Source organism: Flaviflexus sp. (genome assembly GCF_052087705.1).
Classification (GTDB): Bacteria; Actinomycetota; Actinomycetes; order Actinomycetales; family Actinomycetaceae; genus Flaviflexus; species Flaviflexus ciconiae.
On record NZ_JBQCYC010000003.1, the window covers coordinates 41,516 to 65,948 of the forward strand.

General features: G+C 59.8%; 17 protein-coding genes and 4 tRNA genes. 10 read left to right on the forward strand and 11 right to left on the reverse strand.

The window, feature by feature from the left end:
* Positions 1 to 6: 6 nt before the first annotated feature.
* Positions 7 to 2,016 (reverse strand): threonine--tRNA ligase, encoded by a 2,010-nt coding sequence (thrS, locus tag ACTHUY_RS02640; RefSeq protein WP_441654821.1) that lies wholly within the window; start codon positions 2,014 to 2,016, stop codon positions 7 to 9.
* A 473-nt stretch (positions 2,017 to 2,489) separates the two neighbouring features.
* On the opposite strand from thrS, the gene acs reads away from it, so the two are divergent.
* On the forward strand, positions 2,490 to 4,382 hold the full coding sequence (gene acs, locus ACTHUY_RS02645) for an acetate--CoA ligase (RefSeq protein WP_441677557.1): 1,893 nt from the start codon (positions 2,490 to 2,492) through the stop codon (positions 4,380 to 4,382).
* A 210-nt stretch (positions 4,383 to 4,592) separates the two neighbouring features.
* On the opposite strand, the gene ACTHUY_RS02650 is transcribed toward acs, so the two are convergent.
* The 3 genes from ACTHUY_RS02650 to ACTHUY_RS02660 form a co-directional block, all read right to left on the reverse strand.
* Positions 4,593 to 4,667 (reverse strand) — tRNA-Val (locus ACTHUY_RS02650).
* Positions 4,668 to 4,676: 9 nt separating this feature from the next.
* A tRNA-Cys gene (locus ACTHUY_RS02655) sits at positions 4,677 to 4,747 on the reverse strand.
* A 26-nt stretch (positions 4,748 to 4,773) separates the two neighbouring features.
* Positions 4,774 to 4,846, reverse strand: a tRNA-Gly gene (locus ACTHUY_RS02660).
* Between the two features lie 176 nt (positions 4,847 to 5,022).
* Here ACTHUY_RS02660 and ACTHUY_RS02665 point away from each other — a divergent pair.
* From ACTHUY_RS02665 to ACTHUY_RS02695, 7 genes are all read left to right on the forward strand, one after another.
* A tRNA-Val gene (locus ACTHUY_RS02665) sits at positions 5,023 to 5,094 on the forward strand.
* A gap of 185 nt (positions 5,095 to 5,279) precedes the next feature.
* Positions 5,280 to 6,389, forward strand: a complete 1,110-nt coding sequence (locus tag ACTHUY_RS02670; protein WP_441655780.1) for a Swt1 family HEPN domain-containing protein — start codon at positions 5,280 to 5,282, stop codon at positions 6,387 to 6,389.
* A gap of 356 nt (positions 6,390 to 6,745) precedes the next feature.
* Positions 6,746 to 7,102: a SemiSWEET family sugar transporter gene (locus ACTHUY_RS02675; RefSeq protein ID WP_441655781.1), complete on the forward strand. Its 357-nt coding sequence runs from the start codon at positions 6,746 to 6,748 to the stop codon at positions 7,100 to 7,102.
* Between the two features lie 437 nt (positions 7,103 to 7,539).
* The gene (glgX, locus tag ACTHUY_RS02680; RefSeq protein WP_441677559.1) at positions 7,540 to 9,921 is read left to right on the forward strand and encodes a glycogen debranching protein GlgX; all 2,382 of its coding nucleotides are present in this window, start codon (positions 7,540 to 7,542) and stop codon (positions 9,919 to 9,921) included.
* A complete protein-coding gene (treY, locus tag ACTHUY_RS02685; RefSeq protein WP_441677560.1) occupies positions 9,921 to 12,458 on the forward strand; it encodes a malto-oligosyltrehalose synthase in 2,538 nt (845 codons plus the stop codon). Before glgX ends, treY begins: the two co-directional genes overlap by 1 nt.
* A 2-nt stretch (positions 12,459 to 12,460) precedes the next feature.
* On the forward strand, positions 12,461 to 14,179 hold the full coding sequence (treZ, locus tag ACTHUY_RS02690) for a malto-oligosyltrehalose trehalohydrolase (RefSeq protein WP_441677562.1): 1,719 nt from the start codon (positions 12,461 to 12,463) through the stop codon (positions 14,177 to 14,179).
* 186 nt (positions 14,180 to 14,365) lie between these two features.
* Complete coding sequence (locus ACTHUY_RS02695) at positions 14,366 to 14,770, forward strand: DUF4870 domain-containing protein (protein WP_206501772.1); 405 nt, start codon at positions 14,366 to 14,368, stop codon at positions 14,768 to 14,770.
* Positions 14,771 to 14,979: 209 nt separating this feature from the next.
* Here ACTHUY_RS02695 and ACTHUY_RS02700 read toward each other — a convergent pair whose 3' ends face one another.
* Positions 14,980 to 16,257 carry an MFS transporter gene (locus tag ACTHUY_RS02700; protein ID WP_441677564.1) on the reverse strand — a complete coding sequence of 426 codons (1,278 nt, stop codon included), beginning with the start codon at positions 16,255 to 16,257 and terminating at the stop codon, positions 14,980 to 14,982.
* A 200-nt stretch (positions 16,258 to 16,457) separates the two neighbouring features.
* Positions 16,458 to 17,513 (reverse strand): lipid II:glycine glycyltransferase FemX, encoded by a 1,056-nt coding sequence (locus tag ACTHUY_RS02705; RefSeq protein ID WP_441677566.1) that lies wholly within the window; start codon positions 17,511 to 17,513, stop codon positions 16,458 to 16,460.
* Positions 17,514 to 17,600: 87 nt separating this feature from the next.
* On the opposite strand from ACTHUY_RS02705, the gene ACTHUY_RS02710 reads away from it, so the two are divergent.
* Positions 17,601 to 18,170 (forward strand): DUF3000 domain-containing protein, encoded by a 570-nt coding sequence (locus tag ACTHUY_RS02710; protein WP_126703252.1) that lies wholly within the window; start codon positions 17,601 to 17,603, stop codon positions 18,168 to 18,170.
* Positions 18,167 to 19,348, forward strand: coding sequence for an HRDC domain-containing protein (locus tag ACTHUY_RS02715; protein WP_441677567.1), 1,182 nt, complete (start codon positions 18,167 to 18,169; stop codon positions 19,346 to 19,348). The genes ACTHUY_RS02710 and ACTHUY_RS02715 overlap by 4 nt, the downstream gene beginning before the upstream one ends.
* A gap of 166 nt (positions 19,349 to 19,514) precedes the next feature.
* On the opposite strand, the gene dxs is transcribed toward ACTHUY_RS02715, so the two are convergent.
* From dxs to sufC, 5 genes are all read right to left on the reverse strand, one after another.
* A complete protein-coding gene (gene dxs, locus ACTHUY_RS02720) occupies positions 19,515 to 21,389 on the reverse strand; it encodes a 1-deoxy-D-xylulose-5-phosphate synthase (RefSeq protein WP_441677569.1) in 1,875 nt (624 codons plus the stop codon).
* 219 nt (positions 21,390 to 21,608) lie between these two features.
* The gene (locus tag ACTHUY_RS02725; RefSeq protein WP_407644338.1) at positions 21,609 to 21,992 is read right to left on the reverse strand and encodes a metal-sulfur cluster assembly factor; all 384 of its coding nucleotides are present in this window, start codon (positions 21,990 to 21,992) and stop codon (positions 21,609 to 21,611) included.
* Positions 21,917 to 22,378: a Fe-S cluster assembly sulfur transfer protein SufU gene (gene sufU / locus ACTHUY_RS02730; RefSeq protein WP_126703250.1), complete on the reverse strand. Its 462-nt coding sequence runs from the start codon at positions 22,376 to 22,378 to the stop codon at positions 21,917 to 21,919. Before sufU ends, ACTHUY_RS02725 begins: the two co-directional genes overlap by 76 nt.
* A complete protein-coding gene (locus ACTHUY_RS02735; protein WP_441677571.1) occupies positions 22,375 to 23,649 on the reverse strand; it encodes a SufS family cysteine desulfurase in 1,275 nt (424 codons plus the stop codon). The genes sufU and ACTHUY_RS02735 overlap by 4 nt, the downstream gene beginning before the upstream one ends.
* Positions 23,650 to 23,660: 11 nt before the next feature.
* Positions 23,661 to 24,407, reverse strand: coding sequence for a Fe-S cluster assembly ATPase SufC (gene sufC, locus ACTHUY_RS02740; protein ID WP_441677573.1), 747 nt, complete (start codon positions 24,405 to 24,407; stop codon positions 23,661 to 23,663).
* Positions 24,408 to 24,433: the final 26 nt, after the last annotated feature.

Below are 24,433 nucleotides of genomic sequence, written 5' to 3' on the forward strand. Positions count from 1 at the left end.
CTTCTCCTACTGGTTGACGCGTTCGTTGACCTGGCGGACAATCTCCGCCACGGCCTCGTCGATCGGCACCCCGTTGTTCTGGGAACCGTCACGGTAGCGGAACGAAACGGCCCCGCTTTCCGCGTCCTCGCCACCTGCGATGACGACGAAGGGCACCTTCTCCTTCGCGGCATTGCGGATCTTCTTACCGAACCGATCGTCGCTCCGGTCAATCTCGACGCGGATACCTTCGGCGCGCAGCTTGTCGGCAACGCCTTCAAGGTAGCCTTCGAAGGCCTCAGCAACCGGGATACAGGTGACCTGGACGGGTGCCAGCCAGGCCGGGAAAGCTCCGGCATAGTGCTCAACGAGAACGCCGAAGAAGCGTTCGATTGAGCCGAACAGAGCGCGGTGGATCATGACGGGGCGCTGGCGAGAGCCGTCGGGGGCCGTGTATTCAAGCTCGAACAGGTCCGGCTCGAAGAAGTCCAGCTGGATCGTCGACAGCTGCCAGGTGCGCCCGAGAGCGTCCTTTGCCTGGACTGAGATCTTCGGGCCGTAGAAGGCCGCACCGCCCGGATCGTCAACGAGCTGGAGGCCGGTGTCGTGGGCAACCTCCGCGAGGGTGCGGGTTGCTTCCTCCCAGGTCTGCTCATCACCCACCGACTTCTCGGGATCGCGGGTGGACAGCTCCAGGTAGAAGTCGTCCATGCCGTAATCCTTCAGCAGGTCAAGAACGAAGGTGAGCAGGCGGGCCAGCTCCTCCTTCATCTGCTCACGAGTCGTGTAGATATGAGCATCGTCCTGGGTAAATCCGCGAGCGCGGGTCAGGCCGTGGACGACGCCGGACTTTTCGTAGCGGTAGACGGTTCCGAACTCGAAGAGGCGGAGCGGGAGTTCGCGGTAGGAGCGTCCGCGGGAGCGGAAGATCAGGTTGTGCATGGGGCAGTTCATGGGCTTGAGGTAGTAGTCCTGGCCCTGCTTGGTGATGTTGCCGTCCGCGTCTACTTCTTCGTCCATGTGCATCGGGGGGTACATGCCGTCGGCATACCATTCTAGGTGCTTGGAGGTTTCGAAGAGGTTCTTCTTGGTGATGTGCGGGGTGTGGACGAAGGAGTATCCGGCTTCGAGGTGGCGTTTGCGGGAGTAGTCTTCCATGACCATGCGGACCATTTCGCCCTTGGGGTGGAAGACAGGCAGGCCGGAGCCGATTTCGTCGGGGAAGGAGAACAGGTCGAGTTCGGCGCCAAGTTTGCGGTGGTCGCGTTTCTGGGCTTCTTCGATACGCGTCTGGTAGGCAACGAGTTCGTCCTTGGTCGGCCATGCGGTGCCGTAGATGCGCTGGAGGCCGTCGTTGTTTTGGTCGCCGCGCCAGTAGGCTGCTGAGGACCTGGTGAGGGCGAAGGCGTTGCCGAGGATCTTGGTGGTGGGCACGTGGGGGCCGCGGCAGAGGTCTTTCCAGGCGATGTCGCCGTTGCGGCGGACGTTGTCGTAGATGGTGAGTTCGTCGCCGCCGACCTCGACGGAGGCGCCTTCTGCGGTGTCTTCCGCGTCGGTGCCGCCCTTGATGCCGAGCAGTTCGAGTTTGTAGGGCTGGTCTGCGAGTTCTTCGCGGGCTTCGTCTTCGGTGACGACGCGGCGTTTGAAGGACTGGCCTTCCTTGACGATCTGCTTCATGATCTTTTCGATCGCCTTCAGATCTTCGGGGGTGACGGGTTCGATGTTGCCGAAGTCGTAGTAGAAGCCGTCGGTAATGAAGGGGCCAATGCCGAGGTTGACGTCCGGGTTGATCTGCTGGACGGCTTGGGCGAGCACGTGGGTGGCGGAGTGGCGGAGGATGTTGAGCCCGTCCTCTTCAGAGATATCAACGCCTTCGACCGTGGCTCCTTCGGGGAGCGTAGTCAGGTCCGTGTCGAGATCCTTAAGATCTCCGTTGACACGCAGGGCGATGATGTTCCTCTGCTTGCTGAAGTGGGTGAGGCCGGTCGTCGGTTCTGAGATGTCGATCTGCGAGCCGTCGATCACGAGGTTGGGCACGGTTCTACTCCATTCGGTTCTGTGCGCACATACGACGGTGCGCACGCAGACATCATACCCATCTGCCCAGGTTTCGCTCAGCCGGGGGCGCCGATAGCTCGGTTGTGCACGTGTTCCAGGTAGCGGTGGTCATGGTATCGGTGGTCCTGTCCCCACTCGCTGTTCGAACCGACGTCGATGCCTAACCGCGGCCTAGCCGGGCATGATGTCGCAGGCAGTACTTCGATGACTGGTTGTTGCTATTGAGCGGTCAATATGGGGCGCCCGTTACGCGGGAGCTTGTTGCTGTCTGTAAGCACAGTCTTGTCCCTACCTAGCCCCCTCAATCTTCCGCTCAATGCTGGCTTTTTTTGTCGCGGGCTATGGGCTTGTGGCGGATGGACGTTCACCCACTCATCAGACAAGTTTGGGATTCGTTGAGACATGGCTCACGGTTTCTGGCATCCTGGTGCACAACTAGGGAAGGGAAATATATGTCGACTTCATCCGAGCGCTCTATCTTTGAGCCGTCACCCGAGGCTTCTGCTGGTTCGTGGGCAGAGGACTGGCAAGAGATAGAGAACCGGGCTGCCGCGGATCCTCTGGCCTATTGGGAAGAGCAGGCTTCCGAACTGGAGTGGTCGCAGCCGTGGGAGACGGTTCTCGACGATTCGAATGCGCCGTTCTACAAGTGGTTTGTTGGCGGCAAGACCAACATTGTGACGAACGCTGTCGACCGTCATATCACCGGGCCGCATAAGAACAAGCTTGCTCTAATCTGGGAGTCTGAGGACGGTAAGGAAGTTCGCACCTTCTCGTACTTCTCTCTCAACCGCGATGTTGAGAAGATGGCGAATATTTTGAAGGCCATGGGTGTACGTAAGGACGATCGGGTGACGATCTACCTGCCCCGAATTCCCGAAGTGTTCTTCGCGATGTTGGCCTGTGCAAAGCTCGGTGCCGTGCACTCGGTCGTGTTCGCCGGTTTCTCCTCGGATGCTCTGTCCTCCCGCATTGATGACTCCGAATCTAAGCTCGTCATTACGGCCGACGGTTCGTGGATTAACGGGAACGTGTTCCCCCTCAAGGACATTGTCGACGAGGCCGTTAAGTTCTCCCCCACGGTCGAGAACGTCATTGTCGTGAAGCGCACGGGCACCGAGGTGCACATGGATCCGACGAGGGATCACTGGTATCACGATCTGGAGAACCTACCGATCGCGCGCGGGCGATGCGAGACCGTGCAGGTGGATGCTGAAGATCCGCTCTACATTCTCTACACGTCTGGCTCCACCGGTAAGCCCAAGGCTATCCTGCACACGCATGGCGGGTACATGGTCGGCACCTACACGACACTGAAGAACACATTCGATATCCAAGAGGACGACAGGTTCTGGTGCACGGCCGATGCTGGGTGGGTAACCGGGCACTCCTACCTCGTGTACGGCCCATTATTGAATGGCGCCACGACCTTCATGTACGAGGGCGGCCCCACCTTCCCGCACCCGGACCGCTGGTGGAAACTTATCGAGCACTACGGCATCACGACCTTCTATACGGCACCCACCGCCATCCGTTCCCTCATGCGCTTCGGTGACGCTTGGGCAACCCGCCACGACCTGTCATCGCTTCGTCTCATTGGTTCCGTTGGCGAACCCATCAACCCGGCAGCCTGGCACTGGTTCCACAGCGTAGTTGGCGGCGGCAAAGCACCCCTCATGGATACCTGGTGGCAGACAGAAACCGGGATGTTCCAGATCACCGGCGTCCCCTCCATGCCGCAAAAGCCCGGTTCCGCAGGCCGGGCAGTCTTCGGACAGGTTGCTGAGATCCTTGACGAACACGGCAACCCCGTAGCGGACGGGCAGGAAGGCTTCCTTACCCTCAAGAATCCCTGGCCCGCCATGGCACGGACCCTGTACAACGACGATCAGCGCTTCGTCGACACCTACTGGTCCACCTACCCGGGCCGGTACATGACAGGGGACGCTGCCAAACGTGACGAGGACGGATACTTCTGGGTCATTGGCCGCACCGACGACGTCATTAAAGTCTCAGGACACCGTCTCGGCACCGCAGAGGTCGAAGCCGCCATCAACTCCCACTCCGCAGTCTCCGAATCAGCCGCCATCGGCCTCCCCCACGAAGTCAAAGGCAACGCCATCCATTCCTTCGTTGTCCTCAATCAGGGGTATGCGGGAAGCAGGGAACTCACCGAGGAGCTACGAGCACACGTCTCCAGCCACCTCTCCCCCATCGCTAAACCCGATGAAATCGAGTTCGTCGACAAGCTCCCCAAGACCCGTTCCGGCAAGATCATGCGGCGTGTCCTTCGAGCACGCGCACTCGGCCAAGACGAAGGCGACCTCTCAACCCTCGAAGAGTAGGACCCCAGTGCTTCTCTTAGTCGCCAGTCACCTGCCCTAAGAGAAAACAACGGTGCGGTGGAACAGCCTTACGTCACCTGTTCCGCCGCACCGTATGTCACTGTTGTCTAACAATCGGATGTCGGCTGTCCCCTTGTTAAGAACTAACCCTGAACGCCCACAAAGCTTCCGGAAACACTTCAGGGCCCGAGATTACTCTCGGGCCCTATCTGGTGGGCGATACTGGGTTCGAACCAGTGACCTCTTCCGTGTCAGGGAAGCGCGCTACCGCTGCGCCAATCGCCCTCGCTTGCGAGGTGGGTACGGGATTCGAACCCGTGTACACGGCTTTGCAGGCCGTTGCCTCGCCTCTCGGCCAACCCACCGTGTGAAACCTTTTCAGGCTTCCCGGAGCGGACGACGGGATTCGAACCCGCGACCCTCACCTTGGCAAGGTGATGCTCTACCAACTGAGCTACGTCCGCGTTACCTTTCCGGCTTCCCGGCGGTGCTCAATAAATATAGCCAGGATCCTGTCCGAATGTCCAACTGGCAAAGTGTAGGAAGCATCACGAAGTTTTCAGCCACTTTACCGAGTGTTTACTTGGCGCGGACAAACTAAGTTCGATAAGGTTCAAATCGCGAACCCGAAGAGGTTCACGGGCGATTAGCTCAGTGGTAGAGCGCCTCGTTCACACCGAGGAGGTCACTGGTTCGAACCCTGTATCGCCCACTAAAGCCCCGACGACGTCGGGGCTTTAGTTTTTGCTATGACGGCAGCGCCAGGACCTGAAACAGGACTTTTGGCGAGTTTTAGCCAGCGTTCATAACTAGAATAAAAGCCATACAAAGAAGCGCTAGGGATCGATAATGCTCGACTCTCAGCAGAACCAATATAGAAGCCATGGTTATTCAACGATGAATTTCAAGCCCTCACTGTCCGTCAAAGAAACACTCGATCACCTTTCCGTACGCCTGGACCCGATCATTGCCGCCAAGCTAAAGCCATATCTCGGGGGCCTTCCGTGGACAAAGATCCTTGAGATCCTCGATGGGAAAAAGGGGAGCGAACGGTCGCACCGATATCGGACAAACGATCTACAAGCGCAGCTAAGAGTTTTGTCGCAACGACTTGGCGACTTGGGGTATCCCTTTGATAATGGCGCACGGTTCGTTAGCTCGACCGCCAATAAGCTAAAGATCTATCGCAACGCTAGCGCACACAATGAGGTTCTTACCGTCCGGGATGCCTACCGTGCCGCCGATGCGTCGGTTGAACTGCTCCTGTACTTCAATGATGACGAGGGCCTAACCGAGTTACGCCGGATTCGGCGCGAAGCTCTTGTCGCGCTCGCCGAGCAAGAGGGTGTTTCCGAGGATTCAGCTGAGAAGGCCGCGGTACTGGAACCAACAACTGACTACGATGACGATCCTTCCGACGGAAACGAAAAGGGCAAGATTGAGCCCGACCCTGAGGTACTCGAGCAAGCACCGGAGGATCCCGATGATCAGATACTCGGGCTCAAGCGACTCCCGTACGAGCCCTGGGAAGTTGTTCCAGTAGGAGAAAAGGACGTTCTTTACGATCTTCGCTCAACTGGTTCAAAGGAAAGCGTGCGTTCGGTCGTGAACGAGATCGCCTCGTTCGAAGGTCCGGTGCATGTCGAGCGGCTTGCGCGGCTAACGGCCCGTTCATTCGACCTCAAGAAGCTAAGTAAGAGCCGTGCAAAAGCACTTGTTCGGCAGTTCCGTAGCGCAGGTCTGTACATCGACGAAGACAACTTTGTATGGCCGCGCGACCTGGACCCCAACACGTGGTCGGAATTCCGTCCCAACGACAACACGGTTAGGCGCTTTTTCCTTTACATCAGTCCCATTGAGATTCTTAATGCCGCAAAATTCATTAAAGCCAAACATCCGGAAATGAGCGATCGCGAACTTGAGGCTGCGGTTCTGCGCACGTTTGGTAAGAAGCGTCGAACGAAGGCTGTCCGAGAGCACCTCGTCAAAGTTAAAGAACTGATGTAGACCCGCCGGGGTTCCCCCGCAATGCCCAGCTAAAGCCCAGAGTTTCTAGGCGCTATAGCTGGGCTGTTTATTCGTCACTTCAAACAGCTGGATTCTCCCCCACGCATCACCGGAAACCACTTCCTCGCCGCAAAGCCCACTCCGGCCAGTTCGTGCTGGACATCGTGGAAATTGCCGACCTATCACGAAGACGACTTAGCCTGTTGCTGACGCTTTCTCCCGCAACTTTGCGCCAGAAACTTGTTGTTCACGTGCCGCTCATCTCACCAACAAAGCAGCTACTTCCCATTTGTGAATACATGGCTCATACAGGTGCTTGATTCTCCCCCTATTCCCTACATTTCTTAGAAGGATCTGTGTCTACTTTCCTTACGGTCGCAACCACCGTCTGGGGTCTCGTCATGGCTCTTGCACCGGTCCTCCAGATCAGGTTGATCCTCCGGACTCGAGATTCCTCGCAAGTGTCGCTCAGCTGGATGTTTATTCTCCTCATTGGCTACATCCTGTGGTTCGCGTACGGGATTGTGTTCGATACAACTCCGCTCATCATTGCGAACTCAGTGTCCGCAATCGTGGGCCTCACCCTCGTTGTTCTGGTGTTCAAGTACCGCACGCCTGAGCTCGCGAAGGTTGCTCAAGAAGACGATGGAATGTCGGCCAGCACCTCGGCCCCGCTTCCACGGCCCCAGGCATCCTCGCCTGATTCACTGTAAGCGGGCACGTCTCCTTTTCATGGTGAGCTCGCTGACGGGGCGGCATGCGCTCAGCGCGGTCCGCCCCTACACACATCCGCTGGGTAAGGAAGCATGACCACGAGCAACCCAGACCGTATCAATCCTGTCAGTAGCCCGGCTCGGTGCTGCATTCTCGTCCCTCCGGTCACGACCAGGAGCCCGCTGATGGGGACACCTGACCGGCTACTTTCGGTGCCGCGTGTTCCACAAGACTCACCGACAAGATCTCCCTTATTGCAACAGGCTCCACACTCCTCGCTACGGTGCGCCGTAGTCCTTGTTGTCATAGTGCGCCACATGTCCGGTCATGGTCCGGCGGTGCGCGGGGCGCCGTGCGTGGCTCACACATGAGTCAAGTTCTACGCCGACAACACAACCTGTCTGCACTGGAGCCAAGTTCATGACATTCTAGGAACATGGAACTTTGGCCTGGTAAACCGTACCCGCTTGGTGCTACTTTTGATGGCGCGGGAACGAACTTCGCTATCTACTCATCTATTGCTGAGCGGGTAGAACTCTGCTTACTTGACGACGACAAGAATGAAGAGCGCTACGAGCTCACCGAGGTGGATGCCTTCGTCTGGCACTGCTACATTCCCGGTGTACGACCCGGACAGCTCTATGGATATCGCGTGCACGGACCCTACGATCCCGACAACGGTCACCGCTGCGATCCCACGAAGCTTCTTCTCGACCCCTACGCGAAGGCGATCGACGGGCACGTCGAAAACACCTCCGCCATCTTCTCCTACGATTTCAACAACCCAAAGAAGCGGAACAAGGAAGATTCCCTCGGCCACACGATGGTCTCCGTTGTCATCAACCCGTTCTTTGACTGGGGTCACGACAGGCCGCCCGGACACGAGTACCACAACTCGATTATCTACGAGGCGCACGTCAAGGGAATGACAATGCAGCACCCAGACATCCCGGATGAGATGAGAGGAACCTACCAGGGGCTGGCGCATCCCGCGATCATCGAGCACCTGACAGAACTGGGCGTGACCGCGATTGAGCTGATGCCGGTGCACCAGTTCGTGAACGACACCCACCTCCAAGAGCGCGGACTGTCGAACTACTGGGGCTACAACACGATTGGTTACTTCGCGCCCGAGAACACCTACTCGTCAGCCGGCACTCGCGGCGAACAGGTAGACGAGTTCCGTGCCATGGTAAAGGCTTTCCACGAAGCAGACATCGAGGTCATCCTCGACGTGGTCTACAATCACACGGCAGAGGGCAACCACATGGGCCCCACCCTGTCCTTCCGCGGCCTCGATAACGCCTCCTACTACCGGCTCGTTCCCGGCGATGAAGAGCACTACTTCGACACGACCGGGACCGGCAACTCCCTCAACATGTCCTCCCCGCACTCCCTGCAACTCATCATGGATTCGCTCCGCTACTGGGTGACGGAAATGCACGTGGACGGGTTCCGCTTCGACCTGGCCTCCACGCTCGCGCGTGAACTGCATGCGGTCGATAGGCTTTCAGCCTTTTTCGACATTATTCAGCAGGACCCGGTGATCTCACAGGTCAAGCTGATCGCCGAGCCCTGGGACATTGGGGAAGGCGGATACAACGTCGGCGGGTTCCCACCCCTATGGACCGAATGGAACGGACAGTACCGTGACACGGTTCGCGACTTCTGGCGGGGTGAACCCTCGGTTCTTTCGGAGCTGGCTTCCCGCCTGACGGGCTCATCCGATCTTTACGAGCACTCGGGCCGCCGCCCCATGGCCTCCATTAACTTCGTGACCGCACATGACGGGTTCACGATGAGGGACCTGGTCTCCTACAACGAGAAACACAACGAGGCCAACGGCGAGGGCGGTAACGACGGCGAATCCCACAACCGTTCCTGGAACTGTGGCACCGAGGGACCCACCGATGATCCCAAGATTCAGCAGCTTCGGCTCCGCCAGGTCCGCAACTTCATCACGACCCTCCTGATCTCCCAGGGCGTCCCCATGATCTCGCACGGAGACGAACTGGGACGCACCCAGAAGGGCAACAACAACACGTACTGTCAAGATAACGAACTGGCCTGGGTTAACTGGGATCTCAGCGAAAACCAGGAAGACCTGCTCGAGTTCACGAAAAAGATGATCGAGTTTCGCGCCGACCATCCGGTGCTTCGTCGTCGCAGGTTCTTCTCGGGCGGTTCCGAGCATGGCGGCGAGTCCCATCTGGGCGAGATCGAGTGGCTCGTGCCAAGCGGTGACCGCATGCAGGACGAAGACTGGAACACCTGGTTCGCGAAGTCCGTCATGATCTACCTCAACGGTGCCGCGATCCCCGAACCCAACTACCGCGGTCAAAAGATCGAAGATGACGACCTGCTCCTCCTGATCTCGGCCGATGCGAGCGAAATCGATTTCACGCTGCCCGGCGCCAACTACGGCATGACCTGGCACGAAGCTATCAACACCGCAGACCCCGGTGCCGATCCTCACGTGTTCGAAGCCGGTGAGACCGTCACCGTTGAGGGCCGCTCGATCATCATTCTGGTACGCACCCAGGAGGAGCGCGAGGAAGAGATCTCCGCACGCACCGCGGCCTCCGCAGAGGAGATCGCTGAGACAGAATCCGACTCGGCAAATGGAACCGAGAATAAGGCCAAGAGCGCCGCTGATTCAGAGCAGGCTGATACTGACAAAGACGATGACGACACTGTTACCGCCGAGGATCGCGGTGCAGGCAGCGGGGCGGAGCCCCTTGCTGACGGCAACCTCGAGGATGCACCGGTAACCAATACCCGGCCCGCCAAGGCAAAAGCTACGACGGAGGACAAGTAATGAGCGAGAAGCCCAGCCAAACATACGCTCCAAGCCATACTCATACGCCCGGTGAGGGACGCCGGGCACCGGTATCAACCTACCGCCTTCAACTCGGCCCCGATCTGACGTTCTCTCAGGCACGTGAGCTCCTCCCGTATCTGTCTGATCTGGGGATCACGGACGTTTACTGTTCGCCGATCCTTCAGGCGGCGCCGGGCTCCACGCACGGCTATGACGTCACGGACCATTCGACGATCTCGCAACCGATGGGTGGAGAAGCCGCATTCCGGAAGTTCACGGACAAAGCGCACGAGCTCGGCATGGGAATCATCGTCGACGTGGTCCCGAACCACATGGCGGTGCCAACCCCTCTGTATCTGAACAAGGCGCTCTGGTCCGTACTTAAGTACGGGCCGAACTCTGAATACCACGACTGGTTCGACATCGAACTCGAAGAGGACGGCGAGGGCCTGCTCATGCCGATGCTGGGCTCCCGCATCGGTGCTGTTCTCGCCAACGGCGAGCTCAATCTCGAAACCATGGTTGTTCCGGGCCTCGAGGACGAGGGCGAACAGCACGTCCTCACCTACTACGATTATGTTTTCCCGGTTCGGGATCAGACCGAATCGCTTCCCCTAGCTGAGCTTGTCGACCGACAGTTCTACCGGCTGGCCTACTGGAAGGTCGCAAACGAGGAACTGAACTACCGGCGGTTCTTCGACGTCGACACGCTCGCCGCTGTCCGCGTTGAGGACAAGTCGGTCTTCGACGCCACCCACGAACTGCTCCTTCAGCTTTTTGACGAAGGGCACATTGATGGCTTCCGAATCGACCACCCGGACGGCCTAGCCGATCCGCGCGGCTACTTCCGTCAACTTTCCGAAGCCACCGGCGGAGCCTGGGTCGCTGCCGAGAAGATCCTTGACGGCGACGAGGAGCTTCCCGATGACTGGCCGATTGCAGGCACGACGGGCTACGACACAGCCTGGCGCATCCAGGCCCTCCAAACCGATCCCGCCGGTCTCGTCACTCTCGGTTCGGTTCTCACCGACATCGCCGGTGACTCCCCCGGCGACCTGCCGGACATCATCATGGAGGGTAAGGAGGAGATCATTCGTGACTCGCTCTTCACCGAGGTCGACCGTCTCGCACACATCCTGTCCGAGCTCTGCCAGGAAGACGTCAGGCTCCGCGACCACACGTTCCGGGCCCTGCGCGATTCCGTCGTCGCTCTTCTGTTGGAGATGGACAGGTACCGAGCTTACGTCGTTCCCGGTGAACGGCCCTCGCAGGTCGCAGAGAAAGCGCTGCGGGACGCTGCCGAGCGTGCCAAGAAACGCCTAGCCGAGGATCGGCACGAAACCCTCGAGATCGTTGTTGAGCTCCTCCTCGGAGCCGAGATCGGTTCCGCCGGCCGCACCCATGAGGCGCAGCGCGCCGAGCTCATCATCCGGTTCCAGCAGACGTGTGGCCCGGTCATGGCAAAGGGCATGGAGGACACCGCCTGGTACCGGTGGACCCTCCTCACCTCGAGCTGCGAGGTCGGCTCCTACGCTGTCATGCCGACCTACTCGGCCGACCAGTTCCATGCCTGGGTTCAGAAGATCCTGCCGTCGTGGCCGATGACGATGACGGCGGGAACAACGCACGACACGAAGCGCGGCGAGGATGTGCGTGCACGGATCTCGGTTCTCTCCCAGTATTCGACAGAATGGTCGCACCTCCTCGAGGATCTGCGTGGGCACGCGAAGAAACAGCGTCCTGCGAACCTTGACGGTCGTACTGAGAATCTCCTCTGGCAGACCATCTTTGGCACCTGGACTGCGGACGGACCGATCGAGCACGAGCGGCTCGTCCAGTACCTGGAGAAGGCCTCCCGCGAGCAGAAGACCTGGACAACGTGGACAGAGCCCGACGAGGATGCCGAGAAGGCACTATTCCTCTATGCCCGCTACCTCATCACCGATCCGTACACCACGGAGAAGCTCACAGAGTTCGTGGAACTCACTGCCCCCGCAGTCCGGTCCGCTCTGCTTGCCGCCAAGACGATCCAGCTGACCGTCCTGGGCGTTGCTGACAACTATCAGGGCGAAGAGGTACTCCAGAACTCGCTCGTTGACCCTGACAACCGCAGGCCCGTCGACTACAGGTACATCGTTCCCCTCCTGGCCAAGCTCGACGAGCAAGGCAGGCCGAGCCACTCCACGCTCGACAAGGAAAAGCTCTGGGTCGTATCCCGGATCCTTCGCCTGCGGAAGGAGACCCCGGGTGCTTTTATCGGCGCAGGCTCCGGCTATGCGCCCCTTCCCGTCACGACGGGACATGCCTTCGCCTACATTCGTACCGAACTGGACGAACCAAAGGTCGCCGTCATTACCGAACGGCACTATTCAGGCGCTGCTGCGACCGGCGGCTACGGCGAGCACACGGTCGTGATCCCCGAGGGGACGTGGACCGATGTGCTGACCGGCACGGTCTACGAAGGCGGAGCTGTTCTTCTCCTCGACATGCTGTCCTCCTTCCCCGTTGCCGTTCTTCGAAAGGAAAACGACTAACCATGTGGGCACCCAAGGCGACAACACTCGACCTGCTCCTCGGCACCAAGGACTGGAAGCCGGGCGACGACCTGGAGAGAATCCCGCTCACCGGCTCCGACGGTATCTGGGAGCTACCCGAGATCGAGCACGGCACGGCCTATGGTTTCTCAATCGACGGTGGGCCGCTACGTCCCGATCCGCGTAGCGCAGAGCAACCGTGGGGCGTTCACGGCCCTTCCCGTGCCTTCGACACCGAAACTCTGAACTGGACCGATGACCTCTATGAGGGAGTCGACGTCCGCGGTGCCGTGGTTTACGAGATGCACGTGGGGACATTCACCGAGGACGGCACCTTCGCCTCCGCAATCCCGGCACTTGATCATCTTGTCGAACTCGGTGTTGACATGGTGGAACTCATGCCCGTTGCGCCCTTCCCGGGGTCTCGGGGCTGGGGCTATGACGGGGTCTCGTGGACTGCCGTGCACGAAGCTTACGGAGGTCCCAAAGGTCTCGCGGAGTTCGTCAATGCCTGCCACACCAGGGGACTCGGCGTCTGCCTTGACGTTGTGTACAACCACCTGGGCCCCGATGGTAACTACCTGGCAGAGTTCGGCCCCTACTTCACCGGCAAGCACGAAACACCGTGGGGAACTGCCCTCAACTTTGACGATGAAGGTAACGAAGGAGTACGCGAGCACCTGCTGTACTCCGCACTTCGCTGGTTCTCCGACTTCCACATCGATGCTCTTCGTCTCGATGCGATCCACGCGATGATCGACGACTCTCACGTCCACATACTCGCCGAGCTAGCCGACGCAACAAAGTCGCTCTCCGGCGAGGTCGGACGGCCGCTCCGCCTTATCGCCGAGTCCGACCTGAACGATCCCCTGGTCGTCACCCCGACAGACCTGGGTGGCTGGGGTATGGACATGCAGTGGGCGGACGACGTTCACCACGCCATCCACGCCTTCTTCACCGGTGAGGGACACGGCTACTATGTTGACTTTGACGATCCGGAGGCACTCGCCAAGGTTTTCAGCGGAGTCTTCTACCACGACGGCATTACCTCCACCTTCCGTGGGAAGGAATGGGGAGCCCCCGTTCCGGACGACATCAACGGTCACACCTTCGTCGTTTACGACCAGGACCACGACCAGGTGGGCAACAGAGCCATCGGCGACAGGCCCTCGGAGCATCTGAGCGAAACCGAGGCCCTCGCATCCACCTGCCTGGTTCTGCTCTCCCCCTTCACCCCCATGCTCTTCCAGGGCCAAGAGTGGAACACAAAGAACCGTTTCGCGTTCTTCACGGACCACAACGATGAACTTGGCCCGCTCGTTTCGGAAGGCAGGGTCAAAGAGTTCTCCTCCCACGGCTGGGAAGCAATCTACGGTGAAACGATCGAGGTCCCCGATCCGCAGGATCCTCAGACCTTCACGTCTTCGAAGCTTGACTGGTCCGAAGTCGAAGAGAACCGCGAGTTCCTTGACTTCATTAAGCAGGCCATCTCGATTCGAAAGTCCGTCCCCGACTTCGCATCCCCCGAGAGGTCGACAACTCGTCTTGAGAAGATTTCCGATCGTCAGCTCATCCTCCACCGAAACGCCGCACGCCTGGTCATCAACCTCGCGGACGAGTCGCTACCCGTTCCGTCCGGTAACGTGCTGGCCACCTGGGGCACGGTCCACGAGGGTAACGAGATCACCCTCGAACCCGATTCCATTGCGATCCTCGATTAATCCCCAAGACATGATTAAGAAACAAAGCAGCTAGGAGTGGTGCCCCGTTCATTTGCGAGCGGGGCACTGCCGTACGTACCACCCGGGCCTCCTCCCGCCACTCGGTGGCGGAGACTTAACGTTCAGTATGTGCGTTAATAACCAAGATTCTCCCCACCGTGCAGGCTAATAGCGCATAATCGAAACATGGAAAACAGCCAGTACAACTCGTACGACAACAACGATCGCTCAATGGGCTCCGATGACACGCGGACGTGGGCGATTCTTGCTCACCTGTCAGCGCCCGCCTCCATGATCTTCTCCGCCGGCTGGCTCGGGTTCCTCGGACCGTTTATCATCTGGCTTGTCTTCAAGGATCGAAGCACGCTCGTCCGAGCAGCATCAGCCCGTTCGTTCAACTACTCGGTGGCCCTGCTTGTCCTGTCGATTGTGGCATGGATTTGCTTCTTCACGCTCATTCTTATCCCCGTTGCGATCGTCCTCTGGGTCGTCGCCTTTATCCTCGTCCTCTGGCACCCGATTAAGGCCGCGTTCGCAGCCAGCCGCGGAGAGATCTACAAGTACCCGTTCCAGATCGGCATCCTCCGCTGATCCGCAGGCCCACCTTGGCCAATGAAGCTATCTGATCGTCCCTCACAGCATCACTGTGGGGGACGATCCTTCGTTTCACAAAAAGATTTCCCTCGTCAGGGCGTTAGCAAGGGTACGACTGGCCCTCAGAGATGCGAGACTTCAACAACTGATCTCGTTCCGGTTATCCATACGGTCACCGGCCTGATCTGCTGAGCTTCGCACCGCAGTCAGTCCGGGGTTACCTCCACCCGGTAGCGGGTAAACGCAGGGACGAGTAGCGCACAGAGAAGCATGAGAAGCACAACAAGGATTCCGCCACCACCCGTGGCAACCGCCGTCCCGACATAGACGGCCGCGGCACCGTGGGCAATATCGGCGATTCGAGGACCGCCGGAAACAACAACAAAGAAGACACCCTGGAGGCGTGCCCTCACGTTGTCGCTGGCCGCGGTCAGCAGCATGGTTTGGCGGAAAGCAGCCGACGCCATGTCAGCTGCTCCACCCAAGACGAGGAAGAAGGCGCCGATCCACAACCAGTGGTCGGGAGCTCCCGTCGCAAAGTAGACGGCTATGCCAAAGCCTGTCATCGACAGGCCCCACGCAACGATCGCGAGGATCACGGCGCGGCCTTGACGCTGTATGCGGGAGACCCAACCGGAGAACACGCCGCCCAGGGCCGCTCCAAAAGGTATGGCGGCGTAAAGAATGCCGAAGGCCAGCCCACCATCCATTTCTGACCCGAAGGACTCGTGGGCGATCTGTGGGAAAAGTGCCCGCGGGAGCCCAAAGATCATGGCGACCAGATCCACGAGGAAGCTGGCGAGCAGAATCTTGTGGCCAGCCAGGTAAACAAGTCCTTCCACAACCGAGCGCCACCCGACGACCTTGCCCTTCTCGACGCCTTCCGGCTCCAGCGACGGTAGGCCAATGAACGCTAGCAGGGTTGGGAGAAGGAAGAAAACATCAGCGAAGTACAGCCACTGGAAGCCGAGCACGGGGATCAGCGCGCCGCCGACGAGCGGACCTGCGATGCCGCCGGCGGATACCACTGTCATATTCAAAGCGTTGGCGGCCGGCAGCTGATTGTTTGGCAGGAGTTCGGGCAGGATCGCTATGCGTGCCGGCTGATTGGCTGCGAAGAAGGCCTGCTGCGCAGAGAAAGTTATGAGAACGATCCAGACATTCGTGTTGCCCATGGCCGTCCATACAAAGAACAGGCCCGAGGTCACGATAATGCCGATCACGGTGCCAATGAGGAGCTTTCGTCGGTCAAACGCATCGGCAAGGGCACCGCCCCACAGTCCAAAGATCAGGAGCGGCACAAGGCCGAACACGCCTGACAGTCCAACGTACGCGGAACTTCCCGTCATGGAATACAGCTGGGCGGGGACCGCCACCAGTGTCATCTGGGCACCGATAACGGTGATGATGTTCGCTGACCACAGTCTGCGGAAGTGCGGGTTACGCAGTGGGCGAGTATCCGCAAGGAGGCTCCGTAAAGCCATTGTCCTGCCGCAGCCTCCGTTTCATCTCAGGAACCGGTAGCCCGGTCATGTGACGTTATACCACGCGGCTCGTCAGACCGGCGTTCTGTCCCAACGTGTGCGACAGCACCTATTCGGGGCAAGATAAATGACCGAGGTGTGTCGGCGCGTGCTCCGGCGTACCGAGAATGCACGTGACTCAGAGCGTGCTACGAGTCTTCTTAGGCCTTCTCGGAGTCCGCGTGGTCCTTTGGCTGACGAAGCTCCTTCAGCTTCTGCACGGCCATGCGCTTGCCCTTGAGAGCGGCGGTGAGCGAGGCGTACCAGAGCCGGTTGAGCGGCAGGTCCCAGGCACCGGGCACTTCGGTGATCTCCTCGGAGAACTTTGTTTTAAAGCCGCGGACACCAGCAAGTTGGGGTGCACGCTCGGAGTCAATACCCATGAGGTCGAAAGTTCTGACTCCGGATTCGCGAAGAGTTTCGGTCATGAACCAGACGAGGAGGTCGGGTGCTCCCTCCTTGCGCCCGGCCGCATTCGACGCCGCATAGTAGTAGGTGGCAAGGGGGCCGTTGACAGTCACGATCCCCCAGCACAGCACACTGTTCTCTTGGCGGACCGTGAAGAGCCGGGCATGCTCTGGGCCAAGCGAAGACAGCATGGTCGTGTACGACGACTTGGGGGCAATGCCGAAGCCGTCTCGATCGCCTGTTTCTTTCAGAAGCTCATAGAGTTCGTCGAAGATCTCGAGGGCGCGTCCGGTCTCTTCCTGCGGAACAAGGGATTCGTTCCTGAGGGACTTACGCACATCGCGACGCCCGCGCTTCTTCATGCTTGCCATGAGAGCATCGGAATCCATTGTCAGGTCAAGAATGACGGTTCTGTCAAACGGAATCGACTGAAGCACCTCATGGAGGCGGGAAGACGTGTGGTGGGCATGAAGCCGCACAAAGGCGAAAGACTTGTTGGGCTTGAGGATCTTTTTGAGATCCTTGTGGAAATACTCTTCCTCACGAGCGCTCGGTGCCCCAGTCCATACCGGACCTTCCTTGGCCCACAGATATTTAAATCCGCGGCCCGTCAGGGCGGTCAGAGACAGGAAGGCCCGGTCCTCGCCGTCGACCTGCCACACATAGCGACCGAAGGGGCTCCTACCGTCGACCGCTTCGTCATAGCGATCCCACGCTTGTGACTGCTCGAGTGGCAGATCAACGCGTGCCGCGGCCGCACGGGCCGTAAACTCTGTCGGATGAAGCGGGATGATACGGGAGAAGGGCATATTTCCTCGAAACGTGTGGATCTCGTCAGGGACAGTCTACCGGCGCGCCTGGCATGCCGGTAACGGTGGAATAGCTAGTGTAATTGTGTGCCAGACGTACCGCCGCTATTCCTCGCGAGCCTGGACTCCCTGCGCGATCATACGTTCCGTCGCGAGTTCCGCCTCCAGGAGATTCCCGCGCCCAAGAAGATCGCTCCCTGGGCCGCGGCCCTCGCCGCGGAAGTCAACACGAGTGGCGATGCCCTCGATCCCGATGGATACCGCGCTGAAGCCCGGTTTGTCCTCCTCCACGATCCTGCCGGCCAGCCCGCGTGGGATTCCACATTCCGAATCGTGTGCCACGTGTCAGCACCCGTCGAAGCTGAGCTTGGCGATGACCCGCTACTCGGTGAGGTTGCCTGGTCCTGGCTCACCGAGGCCCTCGAAGCACACGGTGCTCCGTACCATTCGCTTAACGGCACAGTGACACGACAAATCGATGAATCGTTCCGTGGTCTACACTTGGACGGTACCCGCGTCACGGTCGAGGTCAGGGCCTCCTGGTCCCCCGCGTCCGAGAACGTCGCGGATCATCTCGATGCCTGGGCCGAATTCGCCTGCACCGCAGGCGGCCTCGACCCTGATACTCCGTCAATTACCCCACTGGATCGCTTGTGAAGCTTGATGAACCGCGCGGTGGAATCCCACCGCTCATTTCCACGCCCGAGGGCATGGCCACAGCCATTGCCGCCCTGAAGAAGGGCACCGGCCCGTTCGCGGTCGACACCGAAAGGGCTCAGGGGATCCGATATTCGGGCCGCGCCTACCTTATTCAGATTAAGCGCGAAGGCTCCGGGATCTTCCTCATTGACCCGCCGCCACTGTCGGACATGATGCCACAGCTCGCTGAAGTCCTTGCCGAAGACGAGTGGATTCTGCACGCCGCCGATCAGGACCTGCCGTCACTAACCGGCGAGGGACTGCAGGCACCATCCCTGTGGGACACGGAGGTGGCCGCGCTCCTCCTTGGCGATGAGAGGGTTTCCCTTCAGGCCGTGATCTCTAACGACCAGGACATTCAGTTAGCCAAGGAGCACTCCAACTCCGACTGGTCGGCCCGTCCCCTGGCCCCGGCTCTCCTGTCCTACGCGGCACTGGACGTCGAGCTCCTCATCGAGGAACGCAAGATTCAGATGGAGCGACTGGAGAAGATCGGCCGCATGGAGTGGATGGTTCAAGAGTGCAATCATCTGCTGACCGCTCCCCCAAAGAAGGTCAATCCTGAGCCCTGGCGCAAGATCGCCTCATCTCAGCGGATCAGGGACCCGCGCGGCCTCTCCATCCTGCGTGAACTCTGGTGGGAACGCGACGAGATTGCAAAGGCACGCGACGTGGGCCCGGAGAAGGTCCTACCGGCACGAGCCCTTGGCGCACTTGCGGCATCCATGCCCAAGAGCGTCGAGGAAGTGCGTTCGTCTTCGGCGGTCCGTTCCAGGTCCCGCCAGGTTCTCATTGAGCGCTGGTGGGAGGCTATTGAGCGGGGCTGGGAAAGCGAGGATCTTCCCGGCCGCCACGCGGCCACGAAGGACGGCCTGCCGAACGTGCGTAACTGGAAGAACCAGAACCCCGAGGCTGCGCGCCGCTGGGACATTGTTCGCCCCACCGTTCTCGCACGCGCTGAGGAAATCGGTATCCGCCAGGAAGTCCTGCTCAAGCCCGCTATCCAGCGTGACCTGGCGTGGACAGGATGGAACACCGTGGATCAGATGGTCGAGGTCCTCTACCGATCGGGAGCTCGACCCTGGCAGATAGAAGAGGTCGCAATCAGGCTTCCTCGAAGTGGTGAAGACGAATAGTTCACTAACACTGAGCTCAACGAACACTGCTGAATTAACTCTCGTCAGCAAGTAGCTGGCGGGTAGCGGGTTGAGGCTGTCATGACAGGGTTGGGCATACGCCCGGCCCTGTCGCTTCTTCCATTACCGGAGAGATCCAGGATGCTGGGCGTGGGGATGCAGATGCTTAGGCGTCCTGAGCGAGGCTAAGAGCGGGTCCCTGGCCAGCGGCTGCACGCACGGCCGTCACAACATCGTCGCCAGTCATGTTCTCCCGAATGAGAATGTCTCCACGTGCGGCATGAGCAATAAAGTGGCGAGAGATCCCCAGAACGGTGACGGGACAATCTATGTGATCGGCTAGTTGCTGTCCGACGCCACCGTCGCGCAAACCATCCTCAATGGTGACGACGGCATCGAACTCTTCCGCCATCTCCACCAGCTCGCGGGAGATCGGGAGAACCCAGCGCGGATCCACCACTGTCACATCCGCCGTATCGACGGTTGTTGCCGCCATGGCCGCCGGGGCCATAGCTCCAACGGAGACAACAAGGATCTTTGCTCCGGTGCCGTTGGACCGACCGATGATATCGATCGTGTCCCGGCGCTCGAGCGCGGGGATTTCGGCGGGGATGGAGCCCTTCGGGTAGCGGAGTAGTGTCGGCCCGTCGTCGGCTGCGAGGGCCTCCCCCAGTTGATCACGCAGGGTTGCTTCATCGCGCGGGGCCGCAACTCTGAGGCCGGGGACCATGGCGGCGAGGGACAGGTCCCACATACCGTTGTGAGAGGCCCCGTCGTTGCCCGTGACACCCGCGCGGTCGAGAACGACGGTGCAGGGAGCCTTGTGAAGCGCCACGTCCATGAGCAACTGGTCGAAGGCCCGGTTGAGGAACGTGGCGTAGAGGGCAACCACCGGGTGATACCCGGCATACCCCAACCCCGCTGCCGTTGTCAGGGCATGCTGTTCAGCGATACCGGTGTCAATAACCCGGTCCGGGAATTTGTCTCTCATGGGACCAAGGCCGACGGGACGAAGCATGGCAGCAGTCAGGGCAATGACCTTGTCGTTCTTCTCCGCAAGCTTGACGATCTCGTCCGCAAACACCGCGGTCCAACCGAAGCCACCCGGAACGATGGGCAGACCAGTTTCCGGGTGAATCTGGCCAACTGCATGGAACCTGTCTGCTACGTCATCAAGTGCCGGTTGGTATCCGCGCCCCTTTTCGGTGATGGCGTGGACGACAACCGGACCGCCGTACTCCTTCGCGATAGTCAGTGCCGCATCCAGGTCCTCAATGTCGTGACCGTCTATCGGGCCAAGGTATTTCAGGCCCAGCGAATCGAAGATACCCGCATCAACGAAGATGTCTTTAACACCTTTTTTGAAGCCGTGCATCGCGTCGTAGGCGAGACGTCCGGGAGGGCCCGAGGCTCGCAGGGTCTTCTTGCCCCAGTTGAGCAGGTTCTCGTAGTTGCGTGAGACGCGCACCTGGTCGAAACGGCGTGCCATGCCGCCAATGGTTGGCTCGTACGAGCGGCCATTGTCATTGAGGACGATAACGATCGGAAGGGAATCATCCTCGGCAATATTGTTGAGTGCCTCCCAGGCCATTCCGCCGGTCAATGCACCATCTCCAATGACCGCAACGACGGTGCGGTCCTCCCCCGACATGTGATATCCCCGAGCCACTCCGAGTGCCCAGGACAGTGCCGTTGAAGCATGGGAATTCTCAATGACATCATGGGGAGATTCTTCGCGGGATGGATAACCCGACAGGCCGCCCTCGGAGCGTAGCTTGGAGAAGTCCTTACGGCCCGTAAGGACTTTGTGCACGTATGACTGGTGGCCAGTATCGAACAGGAGGGTATCGCGCGGGGAGTCGAAGACGCGGTGGAGGGAGAGTGTCAGCTCGACAACGCCCAGATTGGGTCCCAGGTGTCCACCGGTTGCGGATACTGACTCGACCAGGAACGTACGGATCTCGCCACTGAGCTGTGCAAGTTTCTTACTGTTCAACCGGCCAACGTCGGCCGGTGAATGGATCGTCGAGAGTATGCTCACCTGTTCTCCTCCTAGCTATGGCTAATGAGCCTACCACCGACGCATCCGCACTTTGCGTACAATCGTCCCGGAATATCCCCTATTCACGTCCAGAGCACGGCTGGTGACAGAGCAAACGGCTGGTGACAGAGCAAAAGGGCGGAATAGTCTCCTATCCCGCCCTTTGCCGTCACGGCAGTATGAATGCCAGAAGATATCGTCCGGCCCGTGCCAGTTACTTTAAACGTTGAAGCCCAGTGCCCGGAGCTGCTCACGGCCCGATGCCGTGATCTTGTCCGGACCCCACGGCGGCAGCCACACCCAGTTGAGTCGGACTTCGGAAACAAGTCCCTCAAGAGCCTGGATAGCCTGGTCCTCGATGACATCGGTCAGCGGGCACGCTGCCGAGGTCAGGGTCATGTCGATGATGGCGGAGTTGCCATCAAGGGTCACTCCGTACAGGAGTCCAAGGTCAACAACATTGATCCCGAGCTCGGGGTCGATGACGTCGCGCAGGGCCTCTTCGACTTCGGCCACGGTGAGATCACTCATTGGCCTTCTCCTTTCATTGAGCTGGCCTTGATTGTTGCATCGCGCATAGCCATCCAGCCAAGCAGTGCGCATTTAATTCGTGCCGGGAACTGGGCGACGCCCACGAATGCCGACGCATCCTCCAGTCGGTCCAGCTTTTCGTCCTCAATGCCCTTGCCCCGGGAGTTCATCAGTTCGGTAAACAGATCGAGAAGTTCATTCGCTTCCGCGACACTCTTACCTTCAACGAGTCCGGTCATAACCGAGATCGACGCCTGGGAAATCGAGCATCCCTTGCCGTCCCAAACGAGTTCCCTAATCGTGTCGCCATCCATATTGAGCTGCACGGTGACCTGGTCGCCGCAGGTCGGGTTGACCTGGAAGGACTCGCCGTCCGGGTTCTCGAGGAGTCCGTGACCGTGGCGAAGTTTCGCGTGGTCGAGGATAATTTCCCGGTACATTTGGTCTAGTTCGCTCATGACACTCCAAAGTAGGCTCGGACGCCGGAAAGCGCGTCAAGGAACGCGTCAACGTCTGCCTCTGTATTGTACGGCCCGATCGAGGCGCGCGACGAAGCGAAGGTATCGAACACCTGGTGGATCGGCTGGGCGCAGTGGTGCCCGACGCGGACCTCCACGCCCTTCGAGTCGAGGACCTGTCCGACGTCGTGAGGGTGAACGTCCTCGACAACGAATGCGACGGCACCCACTCGGTCGTGGGAAGATGTCGGCCCGACGACGCGGACACCATCAATCTTGGCGATCCCGGCCAGCATACGTTCTGTCAGCGCAACCTCGTGAGCGTGGATGTTCTCCATACCAACGTGGTTCAGATAGTCAACCGCTGCTCCGAGGCCAACCGCCTGGGACACCATCTGCGTGCCGGCCTCGAACTTCGCCGGGGCCTTGAGGTACGTTGTCGACTCCATGGTGACAACCTCGACCATGGAACCACCGGTCATGAACACCGGAAGAGCGTCGAGTAGTTCGGCCTTTGCCCAGAGGGCGCCGATGCCGGTGGGTCCAAGCATCTTGTGGCCGGAGAAAACTGCCACATCGACCCCAAGCGACGGGAAGTCGACGGGGAAATGGGGAACGGACTGGCAGGCGTCAAGAACGACAAGGGCCCCAACCGCCTTGGCAGCGGCAACGATCTCCGCGACGGGAGCGACTGCTCCGGTCACGTTGGAGACGTGTGCGAAGGCGACAACCTTCGTCCGTTCGGTCATGACGTCAAGGGTCGCCATGTCGAGGCGTCCCTGGTCGGGTGTTCCCATGGGGAGGACGTCAAGCCACTTGAGGGTGGCTCCCGTTCGTGCACACAGCTCCTGCCAGGGCACGAGGTTCGCGTGATGCTCGGCGCGGGTCACGACGATTTCATCGCCGGGTCCGATGGCGAGCCGCGAGGCGGCCTCGCCGCCCCTCCCTGCCGATGCGTTCGACAGGGAGTAGGCGACAAGGTTCAGTGCCTCTGTGGAGTTCTTCGTCCAGACCACCTCGTCCGTCTGACCGCCGACAAAGGCCGCAACCTTTTCGCGGGCGGCCTCGTAGGCCTCGGTGGCTTCCTCCGCCAGGAGGTGGCTTCCGCGCTTCACCGCGCCGTTCCTGGTCGTGAGGAATTCGCGTTCCGCTTCGATGACCTGGATAGGGCGCTGCGCGGTCGCTGCCGAGTCGAGGTAGACGAGCCGGTTCCCTCCCCGAGCTGGGCGAGCCAGGATCGGGAAGTCAGTAACCGGAGCAGGGGTGGTCATGGAGTCTACTTTCACAGGAAGCGGTCGTATCCTTCGTTCTCGAGCTGAGTGGCGAGCTCTGCACCGCCCGACTCAGCAACCTTGCCATCAACGAACACGTGGACGTGATCCGGCTTGATGTACTGGAGGATACGGGTGTAGTGGGTGATGAGAGCAATGCCGACGTTGGTCTCGCCGTGGACCGAGTTAACTCCCTCGGAAACAACGCGGAGCGCGTCGACGTCCAGGCCGGAGTCGGTTTCGTCGAGAACAGCGAACTTCGGCTTGAGGAGCTTCATCTGAAGGATCTCGTTACGCTTCTTCTCGCCACCGGAGAAACCGGTGTTGAGATCACGCTGCGCGAAGTCGTCATCCATGCGGAGCGCCTTCATCGAGTCCTTGAGGTCGCTGACCCAGGTGCGGAGCGCGGGAGCTTCGCCGTCGATCGCGGTCTTCGCGGTGCGGAGGAAGTTCGAGACGGTGACACCGGGAACCTCGACCGGGTACTGCATAGCAAGGAACAGTCCTGCGCGTGCACGCTCATCGGCCGGCATCTCGACGATATTCTCGCCCTCGAGGAGAACCTCGCCTTCGGTGATGGTGTACTTCGGGTGACCTGCGAGTGCGTATGCGAGGGTCGACTTGCCGGAGCCGTTCGGGCCCATGATGGCGTGGATCTCGCCGGGGTTGATGGTGAGGTCGACGCCGTGAAGGATCGGCTTGTCGCCTTCGTTCGTCTCGACCGAGACGTGGAGGTTCTTAATTACCAGGTTGGACACGTGGGTCCCTTTCTAAATTTCTAAGG